The sequence below is a fragment of the Cupriavidus sp. R6-3 genome, assembly GCF_059772245.1.
The window spans coordinates 1-14187 of record NZ_JCBAJO010000126.1 but is presented as its reverse complement, the minus strand read 5'-3'; the positions used below and the strand labels follow the sequence as shown (position 1 = coordinate 14187).

Annotated in this window: 15 protein-coding genes; 10 read left to right on the top strand and 5 right to left on the bottom strand. The window is 68.9% G+C overall.

All coding sequences use genetic code 11. The annotated features are described in order from the left end of the window. A partial coding sequence (locus tag AC6EI8_RS17565) for a tripartite tricarboxylate transporter permease (RefSeq protein ID WP_498382501.1) occupies window positions 1-350 on the top strand: 350 nt, incomplete at its 5' end. A gap of 77 nt (window positions 351-427) precedes the next feature. Here the strand turns inward: AC6EI8_RS17565 and AC6EI8_RS17560 are convergent. Next, entirely contained in the window at window positions 428-1318 is an 891-nt protein-coding gene (locus AC6EI8_RS17560; RefSeq protein WP_149317833.1) for a LysR substrate-binding domain-containing protein, read from the bottom strand. Window positions 1319-1507: 189 nt separating this feature from the next. Here AC6EI8_RS17560 and AC6EI8_RS17555 point away from each other — a divergent pair, with 189 nt between their 5' ends. The 9 genes from AC6EI8_RS17555 (at window position 1508) to AC6EI8_RS17515 (ending at window position 10209) form a co-directional block, all read left to right on the top strand. Then, window positions 1508-2485 carry a Bug family tripartite tricarboxylate transporter substrate binding protein gene (locus AC6EI8_RS17555; protein WP_498382500.1) on the top strand — a complete coding sequence of 326 codons (978 nt, stop codon included), beginning with the start codon at window positions 1508-1510 and terminating at the stop codon, window positions 2483-2485. Between the two features lie 39 nt (window positions 2486-2524). Continuing rightward, complete coding sequence (gene ggt, locus AC6EI8_RS17550; protein ID WP_265633350.1) at window positions 2525-4150, top strand: gamma-glutamyltransferase; 1626 nt, start codon at window positions 2525-2527, stop codon at window positions 4148-4150. Window positions 4151-4313: 163 nt separating this feature from the next. Next, complete coding sequence (locus AC6EI8_RS17545; RefSeq protein ID WP_149317830.1) at window positions 4314-4568, top strand: AbrB/MazE/SpoVT family DNA-binding domain-containing protein; 255 nt, start codon at window positions 4314-4316, stop codon at window positions 4566-4568. 2 nt (window positions 4569-4570) lie between these two features. Continuing rightward, window positions 4571-4933 carry a type II toxin-antitoxin system PemK/MazF family toxin gene (locus AC6EI8_RS17540; RefSeq protein WP_226108314.1) on the top strand — a complete coding sequence of 121 codons (363 nt, stop codon included), beginning with the start codon at window positions 4571-4573 and terminating at the stop codon, window positions 4931-4933. A 103-nt stretch (window positions 4934-5036) separates the two neighbouring features. Continuing rightward, window positions 5037-5906, top strand: a complete 870-nt coding sequence (locus tag AC6EI8_RS17535; RefSeq protein ID WP_150084213.1) for a PhzF family phenazine biosynthesis protein — start codon at window positions 5037-5039, stop codon at window positions 5904-5906. 125 nt (window positions 5907-6031) lie between these two features. After that, window positions 6032-6649, top strand: a complete 618-nt coding sequence (locus AC6EI8_RS17530) for a pyridoxamine 5'-phosphate oxidase family protein (protein ID WP_149317827.1) — start codon at window positions 6032-6034, stop codon at window positions 6647-6649. 272 nt (window positions 6650-6921) lie between these two features. Continuing rightward, entirely contained in the window at window positions 6922-8634 is a 1713-nt protein-coding gene (locus AC6EI8_RS17525; protein ID WP_498382499.1) for an AMP-binding protein, read from the top strand. Beyond that, the gene (locus AC6EI8_RS17520) at window positions 8631-9599 is read left to right on the top strand and encodes a Bug family tripartite tricarboxylate transporter substrate binding protein (protein ID WP_150084215.1); all 969 of its coding nucleotides are present in this window, start codon (window positions 8631-8633) and stop codon (window positions 9597-9599) included. Before AC6EI8_RS17525 ends, AC6EI8_RS17520 begins: the two co-directional genes overlap by 4 nt. Before the next feature lie 7 nt (window positions 9600-9606). Then, window positions 9607-10209, top strand: coding sequence for a 2-hydroxychromene-2-carboxylate isomerase (locus AC6EI8_RS17515; protein ID WP_150084216.1), 603 nt, complete (start codon window positions 9607-9609; stop codon window positions 10207-10209). A 157-nt stretch (window positions 10210-10366) separates the two neighbouring features. Here the strand turns inward: AC6EI8_RS17515 and AC6EI8_RS17510 are convergent, their stop codons facing one another. The 4 genes from AC6EI8_RS17510 to AC6EI8_RS17495 all read right to left on the bottom strand — a co-directional run. Next, entirely contained in the window at window positions 10367-11029 is a 663-nt protein-coding gene (locus AC6EI8_RS17510) for a TetR/AcrR family transcriptional regulator (protein ID WP_226108319.1), read from the bottom strand. Next, window positions 11026-12432: a flavin-containing monooxygenase gene (locus AC6EI8_RS17505; protein WP_498382498.1), complete on the bottom strand. Its 1407-nt coding sequence runs from the start codon at window positions 12430-12432 to the stop codon at window positions 11026-11028. The genes AC6EI8_RS17510 and AC6EI8_RS17505 overlap by 4 nt, the downstream gene beginning before the upstream one ends. Then, window positions 12429-13520, bottom strand: a complete 1092-nt coding sequence (locus tag AC6EI8_RS17500; RefSeq protein WP_498382497.1) for an NAD-dependent epimerase/dehydratase family protein — start codon at window positions 13518-13520, stop codon at window positions 12429-12431. The genes AC6EI8_RS17505 and AC6EI8_RS17500 overlap by 4 nt, the downstream gene beginning before the upstream one ends. A 244-nt stretch (window positions 13521-13764) precedes the next feature. After that, window positions 13765-14187 (bottom strand): CoA transferase (locus AC6EI8_RS17495; RefSeq protein WP_498382496.1); only part of this gene is annotated, 423 nt, incomplete at its 5' end.

Here is a 14187-nt window from a genome sequence, read left to right as displayed (position 1 = left end):
AGGTGCCCTACCGCTTCCTGTACCCGGCCATCCTGACGTTCTGCTGTATCGGCGTCTACTCGGTCCAGAACACCACCTTCGACGTGTTCCAGACCGCGGCCTTCGGCGTGGTGGGCTATCTGTTCCTGAAGCTCAAGTGCGAACCGGCGCCGCTGCTGCTCGGCTTCGTGCTCGGACCGATGATGGAAGAGAACTTCCGCCGCACGCTGCTGCTCTCGCGTGGCGAGTTCACGGTATTCTTCACCCGTCCGCTGTCGCTGAGCCTGCTGATCGCCGCCGCGATCCTGGTGCTGATCGTGGCCCTGCCGTCGATCAAGGCCAAGCGCGAGGAAGCGTTCCAGGAAGAGTAAGAAGCAACACGCAACACGTGAAACGGGGTGCCAGCCGGCACCCCGTTTTTTTTTGGGGGGGTCGGGTCGAACGCCCCCTAGCGCGGCTCGCAGAACAGCGCCGCGCAGGCGGCCCGGATCGCCTCGGTGATGTGCCGGCGCGAATGATCGCGCCGCTCCAGCATGCCGATGGTGCGCCATACCGGCTCGCCGCCCGCCTCCAGTGGCAGCACCCGCAGCGCCTCGTCGTCGCGCCAGCGCGCCCGCTGCAGCAGCGGCACGACCGTCACGCCGACCTGCTGCCGCACCAGTTCGACCAGCGCCTCGATCGAATTGAGTTCGAGGAATTCATTGACACGCAGGTGCGCGCGCCGCAGGGCCCGCTCGACCAGCATGCCGGTCAGCTGGGTCCGGTCGAAGCGCAGGAAGGCCTGGCCAGCCAGCGCCTGGCGCGCGTCCGTGGCGGCGCTGCCGGCGGCGGCGATCGCCACCAGCGGCTCGCGATACAGCGGCGTCCAGCGCAGCGCCCCCGCCAGCCGGCCCGGCCCCTCCACCACGATCGCCGCATCGAGCTCGCCTGCCTCGACCAGCGTGGCCAGCTCGATCGACTTGGCGCCGACCAGCCGCACGTCCAGCGCCGGATGCTCGGTCTTCATGCTGGCCACCACATGCGACAGGCCGCCCATCACCGACACCACGGCGCCGACGGCGACCGCGCCGGCCATCGCCTCGGGCGTCTCCGGCGCGGCGCGCATCTCGTCGTACAGTGCCAGCAGCTGTCGTGCGCGCGGCAGCAGTTCCCGCCCGCCCGCGTTGAGCACCACCACGCGGCCGGTCCGGTCGAACAGGTCGCGCCGCAGTTCGCCCTCCAGCGCGCGCATCTGCAGGCTGACCGCCGCCTGGGTCAGCGCCACATGGCCGGCGGCGGCGGCGAAGGAGCCGTGCTCGGCGACGGCGACGAAAGTACGAAGGAACCGGATGGTGCTCATAAAGTAAGAGGGAAGCAGGTCAACGCGGGGCCGGCAGGCCGGATGCAGCCCGGGTCTGGCGTAACGGCCTTAAGCAAAACTTGAGAAGCAAGCAAGAAATATTAGCTTTCATTATGTAAAGCTGCACGGAATAATGCGCCATCGGCCGGTCCGCCGGCATCGAACCGACAACGTTCACGGAGATTGAAGATGACATCCTGGCTGCGCCTGCTGGGCACCAGCCTGGCGGCGACGCTGGCCTTTGCCGCCGCGCCCGCCCTGGCCGAGAGCTATCCCGCCAAGCCGATCCGCCTGATCGTGCCCTTCCCCGCCAGCGGCGCGACCGACCTGCTGGCGCGCGCCATTGCGCAGAAGGTCGGCGCCAACCTCGGCCAGCAGGTGGTGGTCGACAACCGGCCCGGCGCCGGCGGCGCGATCGGCTCCGACATGGCCGCCAAAGCCCCGGCGGACGGCTACACGCTGCTGATGGCCACCAGCAGCACGCATTCGATCGGACCGCATATCCATCCGCGCCTGCCGTACAACGTGCAGACCGATTTCACGCCGATCGGCCAGGTCGCCAGCGCCACCAATCTGCTGGTGGTGTCGAACCATCTGCCGGTGAACAGCGTCAAGGAACTGATCGCCTATGCGAAGGCGCATCCCGGCGAACTGAACTACGCGTCCAGCGGCAACGGCACCGTGGTCCACCTGATGGCCGAGGCCTTCAGCGCGCAGGCTGGTGTCCAGCTGACGCACATTCCGTACAAGGGCACCGCGCTGTCGATCGCCGACCTGATCTCGGGCAAGGTGCATATCCTGTTCGACAGCATCGTCACCGGCCTGCCGCACGTGCGCGACGGCAAGCTCAAGGCGCTGGCGGTGACCAGCCCGAAGCGCTCGTCGCTGGTGCCCGACGTGCCGACCGTCGGCGAATCGGGCCTGCCCGGCTTCGTCAGCGAAACCTGGTTCGGCATCTATGGCCCGAAGAACCTGCCGGCCGACCTCGTTACCCGCCTGAACGCGGAGTTCAACAAGGCGATCCAGGCGCCGGAGGTCAAGGAACGGCTGGCCAAGCTCGGCGCCGAGCCGGTCGGCGGCACGCCCGCGCAGTTCGCGTCGATCGTCAGCAAGGAAAGCGCCCGCTGGGGCAAACTGATCAAGGACCGCAACATCACCGCGGAATAACGCCAAGACCGAAAAACGCCAAGAGACAAGAGACACGCCATGCAGACCTTCGACTGGACCAATCCCTACCCCTCCGTGCGCATTCCGCTGTTCGCGCGCAACGTGGTATCGACCTCGCACCCGCTGGCCGCGCAGGCCGGCCTGCGCATGCTGCTCAAGGGCGGCAATGCGATCGACGCGGCAATCGCCGCCGCGGCCGCGATCACCATCGTCGAGCCGGTCTCCTGCGGCCTGGGCAGCGATGCCTTCGCGATCCTGTGGGACGGCAAGCAGCTGCACGGCCTGAACTCGTCGGGGGTGGCGCCGGCCGCATGGAATCCCGAGTACTTCCGCAACAAGTACGGCGAGGAAGGCAATGGCATCGCCAAGCGGCCGATCCGCGGCTGGGACAGCGTCACCGTGCCGGGCGTGGTGGCCGGCTGGGCCGCGCTGCACGAGCGCTTCGGCAAGCTGCCGTTCGCCGACCTGATGGAGCCGGCCATCGAGATCGCCGAGCGCGGCTATGCCGTGCCGCCGATCGTCGCGCACAAGTGGGCCGCCGCGGTGCCGGACCTGAAGGACCAGCCGGGCTACGCCGACACCTTCATGCCGAACGGCCGCGCGCCGCATACCGGCGAGAAGTTCGTGATGAAGGCCGCCGCCGAAACGCTGCGCCGCATCGGCGCCAGCGGCGGCCGGGACTACTACGAAGGCCAGATCGCCGAGCGCATCGCCGCCTTCAGCAAGGAGTGCGGCGGCGCGATGACGCTGGCCGACCTGCGCGACTACCGTCCGGACTGGGTCGAGCCGATCCGCAAGTCCTATCGCGGCTACGAGATCCACGAGATTCCGCCCAACGGCCAGGGCATCGCCGCGCTGATGGCGCTCGGCATCCTGGACAACTTCGACGTCGGCAACCTGCCAGTCGATTCGATCGACTCGCAGCATCTGCAGATCGAGGCGATGAAACTGGCGTTCGCCGACCTGTACCGCTACGTGTCCGACCCGCGCAGCATGGAAGTCACGCCGGAGCAGATGCTCGACGACGCCTACCTGAAGTCGCGCGCCAGGCTGATCGACATGAAGCGCGCCACGCATTTCGACTTCGGCATGCCCAAGGTCGGGGGCACCATCTACCTGACCGCGGCCGACGAGAACGGCATGATGATCTCGTTCATCCAGTCGAACTACATGGGCTTCGGCTCCGGCGTGGTCGTGCCCGGCACCGGCATCAGCCTGCAGAACCGCGGCGTCGGCTTCTCGATGGATCCGAAGTCGCCCAATGTGGTGGCCGGCGGCAAGCGCCCGTTCCACACCATCATCCCGGCCTTCATGACGCGCAACGGCCAGCCGGTGATGAGCTTCGGCGTGATGGGTGGCGACATGCAGCCGCAGGGCCATCTGCAGACGGTGGTGCGCATGCTCGACTACAAGCAGCAGCCGCAGGCGGCCTGCTGCGCGCCGCGCTGGAAGGTCAACCGCGACTTCACGCTGGACGTCGAGGCCACCATGAACGCTGCCACCGTCGCCGGCCTGAAGGACCGCGGCCACCAGCTCAAGTCGGTGGCCGACCCGTACATGGACTTCGGCTCAGGCCAGTTCATCTGGCGCCTGTCGGAAGACCCCGAGCACGGCTATGTCGCCGCCAGCGACAGCCGCCGGGACGGGCAGGCGGTGGGCTTCTGACGGTCCCCCGCTCTCGCTGTCCCCTGGACACTCATTGCGCCGGCTCCATGCCGGCGTTTTTTTTTGCTTCCCGACAATGCCTTGTGTATTCAAATCTCTCCATGTATAAACGATGTTGAAACATTCCCACCACGACCCGATACTTGCGCCACAGGAGGCTCAAATGGCCAAAGCAGCCAGACTGACCATCCAGAAATGGGGAAATAGCCTTGCCGTCAGGATCCCCTCCGCGGTAGCGAGGTCGGCGCACTTTGTAGAAGGACAGGAGGTCGAGGTGCAGGTGGAAGAGGTGGGAGTGACCGTCAAGCCTGTGGGAAAGCGGGCCATGACGCTTGACGAGAAGCTGGCCTTGTTTGACCCGGCCGTCCACGGCGGAGAAGTCATGGTGGCGCCACCGGTCGGTGCGGAGGCGATGTAGCGATGCCGAAGAGCGCGTGGGTACCCGATCGCCGCGATATTGTGTGGATCGAATGCAGCCCGCAGATCGGGCGGGAAATGAAAGACCGACACCCGTTGCTCGTCTTGTCGCCACGGGCGTTCAATGAAAAAACCGGCCTGGTCATCGGCTTGCCGATGACGACGGCCGCCTACAACGAGACCAACCCGTTTGCCATCAAGCTCGAAGGTGTCGGCAAGCTGTCGGCCTACATCCTCGCGCATCAGCCAAAATCCTTCGACTGGCGCGGCCGGCACGCCAAGCCCCATCCCTGGAAGCAGGCACCGCCGGATGCCTTCGCGGCGGCGTGCGAGCAATTGAATCAGATCGTCTGTCTGTGCGGCTGATGCGGGGATGGGAACTGGCCTGATGCCGGGCTAGCGAACTGTATATGGCTCGGGCGCGCCATCGTCCTACACTGGCACCCTGTCCCTACCCGATGCCACCGCCATGTCCAGCTACGCCTTCCGCCTGCTCAATGTCTTTGCCGAATCGACCTTCGGCGGCAATCCCCTGTGCGTGTTCGAGGACGGGCGCGGGCTGGACGATGCGACCATGCAGGCGCTGGCGCTGCAGTTCAATCTGTCCGAGACGACCTTCATCCTGCCCTCGGAGCGGGCCGACGCGATGGTGCGGATCTTCACGCCCGGCTACGAGATGCGCTTCGCCGGCCATCCGACGCTGGGCACCGCGCATGCGGTACGGGCGCTGCGCGGCACCGGCGATGCGCTGACGCTGGAGTTCAAGGCCGGCCTGGTACCGGTGCGCGCGCACGGCGATGTCTGGACCTTCACGGCGCCGCATCGCGGCCAGCCAAGGACCGCGCCGGCGCAACTGCCGGATGCGGAAGTGGCCGCGCTGCTCGGGCTGCGAGCCGATGATCTGGCCGGCTCGCCGATCTGGGTCGATACCGGCGCCGACCAGCTGCTGGTGCCGCTGAACAGCCCGGACGCCGTGCGCCGCGCGGCGCCCGACGGCAGCCGCCTGGACGCCTGGCCAGCCAGCAGCCTCGGCCGCAAGACCGCCTATCTGTTCGCCTTCGACCCGCAGCAGCCGGGGCGCGTGGTCGCGCGCTACTTCTTCACCAAGCAGGGCGGCGGCGTGGCCGAGGACCCGGGCACCGGCTCGGCCTGCGCCAACCTGGGCGGCTGGCTGCTGGCCACCGGCCATGCCTTGCCGGCCCGCTACGAGATCGCGCAGGGCGACCTGGTCGAGCGGCCCTGCCGGCTGCGGCTGGAGGTCGATGCCGACGATGGCGAGGGCGCGATCCGCGTCGGCGGCCGCGTGATCGAGATCGGCCGCGGCACCGTCACGCTGTAGACTTGCCGTTGCCGCGCACGGCGTCCAACGCGCACGATCCACCCGTTCCGCCGCACTGCGCCCAACGCGCACGGTCTACCCCGTTCCGCCCTGCTCTTCCACCTCGCTCCGACCGCCAATCCGCCATGACCGACCACACCATCACCACGCTGGCAGACCTGGAAACGCACTACGGCAAACCCGCGCCGGCCTCGCTGGCCAAGGAAGTCGATTACCTGCACCCGCACTACCGCGCCTTCGTCGAGGCCTCGCCGTTCTGCCTGCTGTCGACGGTGGCCGACGGCATGGCCGAATGCTCGCCGCGCGGCGACGCGCCGGGCTTCGTCAAGGTGCTGGACGACCGCACGCTGCTGCTGCCGGACCGCCGCGGCAATAACCGCATCGACAGCCTGCGCAACATCCTGGCCGACCCGCGCGTCGGCCTGCTGTTCCTCGTGCCGGGCGTCGACGAGACGCTGCGCGTGGCGGGCACGGCGACGATTTCGACCGATCCCGAGCTGATCGCCCAATGCACGGTCGACGGCAAGGCGCCCTCCACCGTGCTGCTGATCGCGATCCGCTCGGTGTTCTTCCAGTGCGCCCGCGCGCTGGTGCGTTCGCGCCTGTGGTCGCCGGAGGCGCAGATTCCGCGCAGCGCGCTGCCGAGCACCGGCACCATCCTGGCGACACTGAGCCGCGATGCGATCGACGGCCGCGCGTACGACGCCGAACTGCCGCAGCGGATCCGCCAGACGCTGTACTGAGGGCCGTGGGGCCTCGAAGCCCCGAAGCCCCGAAGCCTCGAAGTCCCGGGTCTCGGGGTCTCGGGGTCTCGGGGTTGCGGGTTCTCGGCGGAGTGGCGGCGCGCGTCTCGGGGGCGCGGGACCGCGCGAGCGAGGGGCGCAAGACCACACCTGCCCCATAACCCCGTGTTAAGCCGGTGCGATAAAACGGCATACGACATGGGGAGTGGCGCTCCTTACACTGGGCCTTGCCCGTGCGCTCCACCGTTCGAGCGGCACGCGGCAGGAGGCCCATGGACGATATCGTCGACCTGCTCGAGACCCGGGCGCGCGAACAACCGGATCGGCTGCTGCTGGCCTGGGAGCCATTCGAAGGCCCCGCGCGCGAATGGACGCGCGGCGCATTCCTCGATGACGTCCGCCGCGTCGCCGGCGGACTGGCCCGGCGCGGCGTGCGGCCCGGCGATCGCGTGCTGCTGCATGCCAACAACTGTCCCGAATTCCTGCTGACCTGGTTCGCCTGCGCCTGGCGGGGCGCGGTGTGCGTGGTGCTCAATCCCAAGTCGGCAAGCGACGAGCTGGCCTTCTTCGCCGACCACACCGGCGCGGTCGGCATCGTGACGCAGCGCGGCTTGCCCGGTACGCCTCCTTCCCTCCATTCCGGCGCTCACCACCTGCGCTGGCAGATCGTCATCGATGCGGACGATGCCGACCATGCCGACGATGCGGCCCATGCAATCGGCTTCGAGTCGTTGCACGATGCCCCGATCGAACACGCGCGATTGGACTCGCTTGCGCCCGGCAGCATGATGTTCACCTCCGGCACCTCGTCGCGCCCGAAGGCCGTGGTCTGGTCGCGCGCGAACGCGCTATGGGCGGCGCAATTGTGTGCCGCCGGCATCGGCCTGCTGTCCTCCGATATCGTCCTGATCCCGCTGCCGCTCTATCACGTCGTGGGCCTGGCCTGGAGCGTGCTGCCGGCCCTGCAGGCAGGCGCGGCCATCGTGCTGCAGCCGCGCTTCTCGGCGAGCCGCTTCTGGCCGGTGGCGCTGGCGCGGCGCTGCACCTTTGCCCCGCACGTCCAGTTCACCAGTGCGGCGCTGTTCCGCCAGCCGGTCCCGCCGGCCCACCATTTCCGGCTGTGGTGCAACTCGGTCTGGCTGCCGGACCACGAGCGGCATTTCCGCGTGCCGATCCTCGGCTGGTGGGGCATGACCGAACTGGTCGCGCCCGGCATCCTGGGACGCGCGAACCGGCCGGTCGCCCCGGGCGCCATTGGCCTGGTCGCACCGGGCTATGCGGCCCGGATGGCAGACAGCCACAGCATGTCGCTGGCGCCGGGCGAGGTCGGCGAGCTCGAGATCCTCGGCGAGCGCGGGCGGACATTGTTTGCCGGCTACTTCAACGACGAGGATGCCAACGCCGCCGCCTTCACCGCGGACGGCTGGTTCCGCACCGGCGATCGCATGAAGGTTCACGCCGACGGCTCGATCCAGTTTCTGGAGCGGGCGCGCGATGTGATCAAGTGCGGCGGCGAAGGCGTGTCGGCGGCGGAACTCGAACGCGTGGTCCGCGCGGTGCCGGGCGTGGCCGACGTCTCGGTCGTGGGCCGCGCGGATGGCGCGATGGGCGAGGTCGCGGTGGCCTTCGTGGTGCCGGCCGATCCGAACGCTGCCGCCGAAGCGTTGTCCCGCGAGATCGACGCGGCCTGCCGCGCGCAGCTCGCCGGCTTCAAGGTGCCGCGCGAGATCCGGTTTCTGGCCAGCCTGCCGCTGGTCGGCATCAACAAGGTCGCCAAGGGCCAACTGCGCCGCCTTGCCGCTCGGACCGACACCGACACCGACACCGACACCAGCACCGGCACCAGCAGCACCGGCACCGGCTCCGGCACCGACACCAGCACCGGCACCAGCAGCACCGGTACCGGCTCCGGCTGCGGCACCAAGACCGTGACCGACGACCGCGACCGCGATTTGCCAGCCCGAGCCAAAGGAGGCCCAGCATGAAAGCCATCGTCACGCTCCTGTCCATGATGCTGGCCTGCGGCGGCTCGGCGCTGGCCGAGGAGTTTCCAACGCGCACCGTCACGCTGGTGGTGCCGGCCGCGCCCGGCGGACCGAGCGACGCGCTGGCGCGCACGCTGGCCGAGAAACTGAAGACCACGCTCGGCCAGAGCGTCGTCACCGAGAACCGCGGCGGCGCCAACGGCACCATCGGGGTCAACTCGGTGGTGCGCAGCAAGGCCGATGGCCATACGGTGCTGTTCTCGGTCGACGGGCCGCTGACCACCATTCCGGCGCTGATGCCGGACACGCCCTACGATGCGTCGCGCGACCTGATGCCGGTGGCGATCGTCGGCGATGGCGGCGACGTGGTGCTGGCGGTGCCGGCGGATTCGCCCGCGAAGACGGCGCAGGAACTGGCGGCGCTGCTGCGCCAGCGGCCGGACAAGGCCAACTATGTATCGTCCGGCGCCGGCTTTCCCAGCCATGTCGTCGGCGAACTGTACAAGCGCGAGGCCAAGGCATCGGCCCAGCATGTGCCGATGAAGGGTGCCGGCGCGGCGATGGTGGAACTGCTGTCCGGCCGCTACAGCTTCTCGTTCCCGCCCGCGAGCCTGGCGATCTTGCAGCAGAAGGCCGGCAAGATCCGCGTGCTGGCCGTGGCGGGCGAGCGCCGCAACACGCTGTTCCCGGACGTGCCCACGCTGGCCGAAGCGGGTTACCCCGATATCGCCGCCCCCGGCTACTGGATCGCGACCTATGTGCCGGCCGCCACGCCGCGCGCGACGGTGGAACGGCTCGCGGCCGCCATCCGCGGCGTCACCCACGCGCCGGACTTCGCGCCGCTGCTGCAGGCGCAGGGCATGGTCGCCTCGGACCTGTCGCCCGAGCAGATCCGCGCGCGCGTGCAGCGCGAATCCGCATACTGGCGGCGGACCATCGAGCAACTGAACATCAGGATGGAATGAGGCGGCGATGGCCAGTCCCATCGATTTCTATTTCGACTTCATCTCGCCCTACGGCTACTTCGGCTCGACGCAGATCGATGCGCTCGCGGCCCGTCATGGCCGCACCGTGGTGTGGCGCCCTTTCCTGCTTGGCGTCACGGTGGTCAAGATCATGGGTCTGAAGCCGCTGATGGAGACGCCGCTGAAGTCGGACTATCTGCGGCTCGACAAGCCCCGCATGGCGCGGATATTGGGCGTGCCCTTCGTCCAGCGCGATATGCGCGGCGTCAGCTCGGTCAAGGCCTCACGGGCCTTCCTGGCACTGGACGAACGCGATCCGGCGCAGGCGAAGCGCTTCGCGCAGCGGGTCTTCGCCAGGCTGTGGGCGCGCGGGGAGGACATCACGGATCTCGACGCGGTGCTGGAGGAAGCCGCGGCGGTCGGCGCCGATACCGGCTGGCTGGCGGCCGAGATCGCCTCGCCCGAGGGCAAGCGACGGCTCGAAGCGGCGGTGGACCATGCCGTTGCGCAAGGCGTCTTCGGCGCGCCCTTCTTTATCGTCGACGGCGAGCCGGTGTGGGGCGTCGATCGGCTGTGGCTGGTGGAGCGGCTGCTGAACAAGTCGGCTTGAGAACCGATGCTGGAAGTGCGGGGGCTCAAACGAGGCTTCAAGCGAGTCCTCAAACGAAATCTCAAGCGAGACCCCAAGCGGGGGCTCAGGCGAGACCTCAAACGAGACCTCAAACGAGACCTCAAACGAGACCTCAAACGAGACCTCAAGCGAGGCCTCAGCCCGCCGCGCTGCGCGCCTTGCCCTTGGCGGCGGCCGCGGCCGGGGCCCGCTCGGGCCGCGCCCGGATGCCCTCGACCAGCGTACGCACCATCGCATCGGCCAGGCGCTCGCGCGCGTGCTCGTCGGCATCGGCCTCGGGGCGATACCAGATCAGCGACCACTGGATGCCGCCCAGCAAGGTCTTCACCGCGATCGACAGATCGGCATCGGCGGCCAGCGAGCCATCGCGCCTCGCCGCCGCGGCCTGGTCCTTGAACAGACGCTCGAAGCGGTCGCGGCTGGCGATCAGCTCGTCCAGCGTCTGCCGTTGCGACGGCGTGGTCGCGCCGAAGCGATGCATCTGCACGCCCTGCGCCACCACGCTCTCGAAGGTATGGTGTTCAAGCACGGCAACCGCATGCGCGCGCAGCATCGCCGCCAGCACGGTGACGCCATCGCCCTCGACCTTGCGGGCAGGCTCCACCGCTTCGAACAACAGCCGCATGCCTTCGCGATGCACCTCGAAGAACAGGTCGATCTTCGACGCGTAATGATGGTAGATGCGTCCCTTGGTCGCGCCGAGCCGCCGCGCGACGTCGTCGATGCTGGTGGCATGGAACCCTTGTTCCATGAAGCATTCGGCGGCCTGGATCAGGATTTCCTGCTTGCTTGGGGTCATGCCGCCCCTCCCCGGGCGATATCGCGAAACAGTTCTTTGGCGTAGCGGCGGAAGTCCACCTCCAGCGTATAGCGCGCCGAGCCGACGAAGCGGCGCGACACGTAGCGCCGATGGGCATCGATCTCCGCCATCATGCCGTGCGGGCCCGGCAGCCGCACCTCGTTGGCGAGCACCGCGGCCAGCCATTTGCCCTGGATCTCGACCAGCGGAATGGTCGGGCCGATCGGCTGCACCAGCCCGAGCAGGAACAGCCCGTGCCGCCCCGGCGGCATCATGCGGCGATAGAGTTCCGCCTTGCCGTCCGCGACCTCGAACACCTGCCGATCGAGAAACGGAAAGCTGGCCCGATAGCCGGTGGCGTGGATGATCGCATCGACGGCCTCGCGCGTGCCGTCCTCGAACTCGACATGGTGGCCATCGAGCCTGCGGATGTTCGGCTTGATGCGGATCCAGCCGTGGCCGCAATACGGGATCAGCTCCTGGCTCAGCGTCGCATGCTCGCGCCAGATCTCGTGGCGCGGCCGCGGAATGCCGACGCGCGCCTGGTCGCCGGTGGCCAGATATGCCAGCCAGCGCACCAGCGTGCGCGTGACGCGCGTCGGCAGATGCAGGCGCCGCGCGAAGTAGGCCGACCAGCGATCGGTCGGATGGCCCATGATGTATTTCGGCATGATCCACGCGCTGCGCCGCGTCGAGATCCATGTCCGCTTCGCCGACTTGCAGACGTCGACGGCGATGTCGACCGCGGAATTGCCGATGCCGACGATCAGCACGTTCCTGTCGCGGAACGGCTCGGCGGTGCGGTAGTGATGCGAATGGATCTGCTCGCCGGAAAACGCGCCGTCGAAGCTGGGCCAGCGCGGGTCCCACAGATGGCCGTTGGCGACGATCACCGCGCGATAGCGCCGGCTGCTGCCATCCCCGAGCGTGACGCGCCAGCTGCCGTCGCCGGCCGGCTCCACGCGCTCGACCCGCGTGTTGAAGCGGATATGCGGCGGGATGCCGAAGCGCTCGGCATAGGCTTCCAGATATTCGATGACCTCGTAGTGCGACAGGAAATCCGGATAGTGGTCGGGGATCGGGAAATCGGAATAGCCGAGGTTGGTGCGGCTGGTATCGATATGCAGGCTGCGATAGGCCGACGACATGCCGTTGTCGTTTTCGTAGCGCCACATGCCGCCGATCTTCGAGCCCAGTTCGAAGCAATCGAACGCGATGCCCTTCTCCTTCAGCGCCTTGGCGGCGGTCACCCCGGACGAGCCCGCGCCGACGATGCAGACCGGCAGCGCGGCAACCTCGGGCGACAGCCGCTCGTCGAAGCGCATCGGGGTGTCGGCCTGCCGCTCCTGTTCACTGGTGGAGAGCGGGCCGCTGCGGCGGAATCCCATCGCGGGGTCCTTCATGCCGTCCCCTTGTCGCGCAGGGACGCGCCGAGGTTGGCGCCGAGGTTGGCGCCGAGGTTGGCTCCGACGTCGGCTCCGACGTCGGCCCCGCGGTTGGCCCCGAGGTCGGCCCCGAGGTAGGCCCCGAGGTAGGCCCCGAGGTAGGCGCCAAGAATCGCGTCGAAATTGGCATCGGCATGCAGGCCCAGCGCGCTGGCCCTGTCCGACGTGAAGGCCCGCGGCCACCCGTCGACCACCCGCTGGAGCGTGGGGTCGGGCTCGTAGCGGACCCGCGCCGCGGCTTCATCGCCGGCCACGCGACGCAGCGCGGCGACCATCTCCGCGACGGTGATCGACAGCGACGGCAGGTTCAGCGCCCGGTCGTGCGGCAGTCGTTCCGCCGGCAGATCGTGCATGGCGATCAGGGCGCGGGCCACGGCCTGCGCCGACGCCACCGGCATCCGCGTGTCCGGATGCAGGCCGCAGACGACATCGCGGCCGGCCAGCGGCTCGCGCACGATCGCGGCGATGCGGTCGGACACCGCCGGCGATGGCGCGCCGTCGCGGATCAGCACGATCGGCAGGCGCAGCGCGCGTGCGTCGACGCGGCCGCGGCGGCTGTAGTCGGCCAGCAGCAGTTCGGCGATGGCCTTGTGCGTGCCATAGGTCGTGTCGGGCTCGGCGCGCAGGCCATCGCCGACCGTCGCGGGCAGGTCGCCGCCGAAGACCGCGATCGAGCTGGCCAGCACCAGCCGGGGCGGCTTGCCGAAGCCGGCGATCAGCTCGCGCAGGGCCTCCACATGCAGGCGATAGGCGCGCGGCTCGTCGGCTTCGGCCTCCAGCGTCAGGCTGGCCGCCAGATGGAACACGCTGTCCGGCGCCAGGGCCGCCAATTGGGCCGCAAAGCCGGGCTCGGCCAGGTCGCCGCGCAGCACCGTGCGCCGGCACGGCGCGTCGCCGGCCAGCGGCACATCGGCCCGGTCTGCGAGCACCAGTTCCTCGATCCGGCACGGCGTGCCGCCGGCGTCGGCCAGGCTTCCCCGCGCGATCAACGCGCGTAGCAGCGCGGTGCCGATAAAGCCGGCCGCGCCCGTGATCAGAACCCGCATGCCTTTGTCTCCTTGTCGTCGTTTGTTGTCTTTCTTCTGGTCGTTCTTGTCGAAGGTCCGGCCTTCCTTGCGAGAACATACTACTCGGTAGGTTTTAGTGCGTCAAAAAAATACCGACGCGGCATGGCGCAGCGTCGGCAGGGAAGGACTGTGGCCGCGGGGCCGCGGCCGCGACCGGGATCGGACCGGCCTGGACCGGACGGAACCGCCACCGCACGCAAAAAGTCTGCAGGATTTCAACCGCCTATCTGGCCCCGCCGCGCGGCAGCCACTCCGCCGCGTCGCTGCCCAGCGGCACGGACGGCTGCTCCCAGCGCGCCGGGGTTTCCGACAGCTGCGCGGCGTGGCGCACCGTGGTCAGCATGCCGAAACCGGACGGCACTGCTTCCAGCAGGTCGCTGATGTCGTCGATGCGCTGATCCGGCGCCTGCAGCCCCTCCTCGATCCGCCCCAGACCGCGCAGCCATTGCGCGGTCTGCGCCAGCGACACGCGCACGTGCCAGCTGCCGCCCTCGGTGGCGCGCCGGTGCAGCGCCGCCATCGCTCCCACCGCCAGCAGATAGCCGGCGGCGTGGTCGAGCACCTGGGCGGGCAACGGGCGCGGCGCGTCGCTGCCGGCGGCGCGGGCCTCGGCATCGTTGAAGCCGGTCGCGGTCTGCACCAGCGA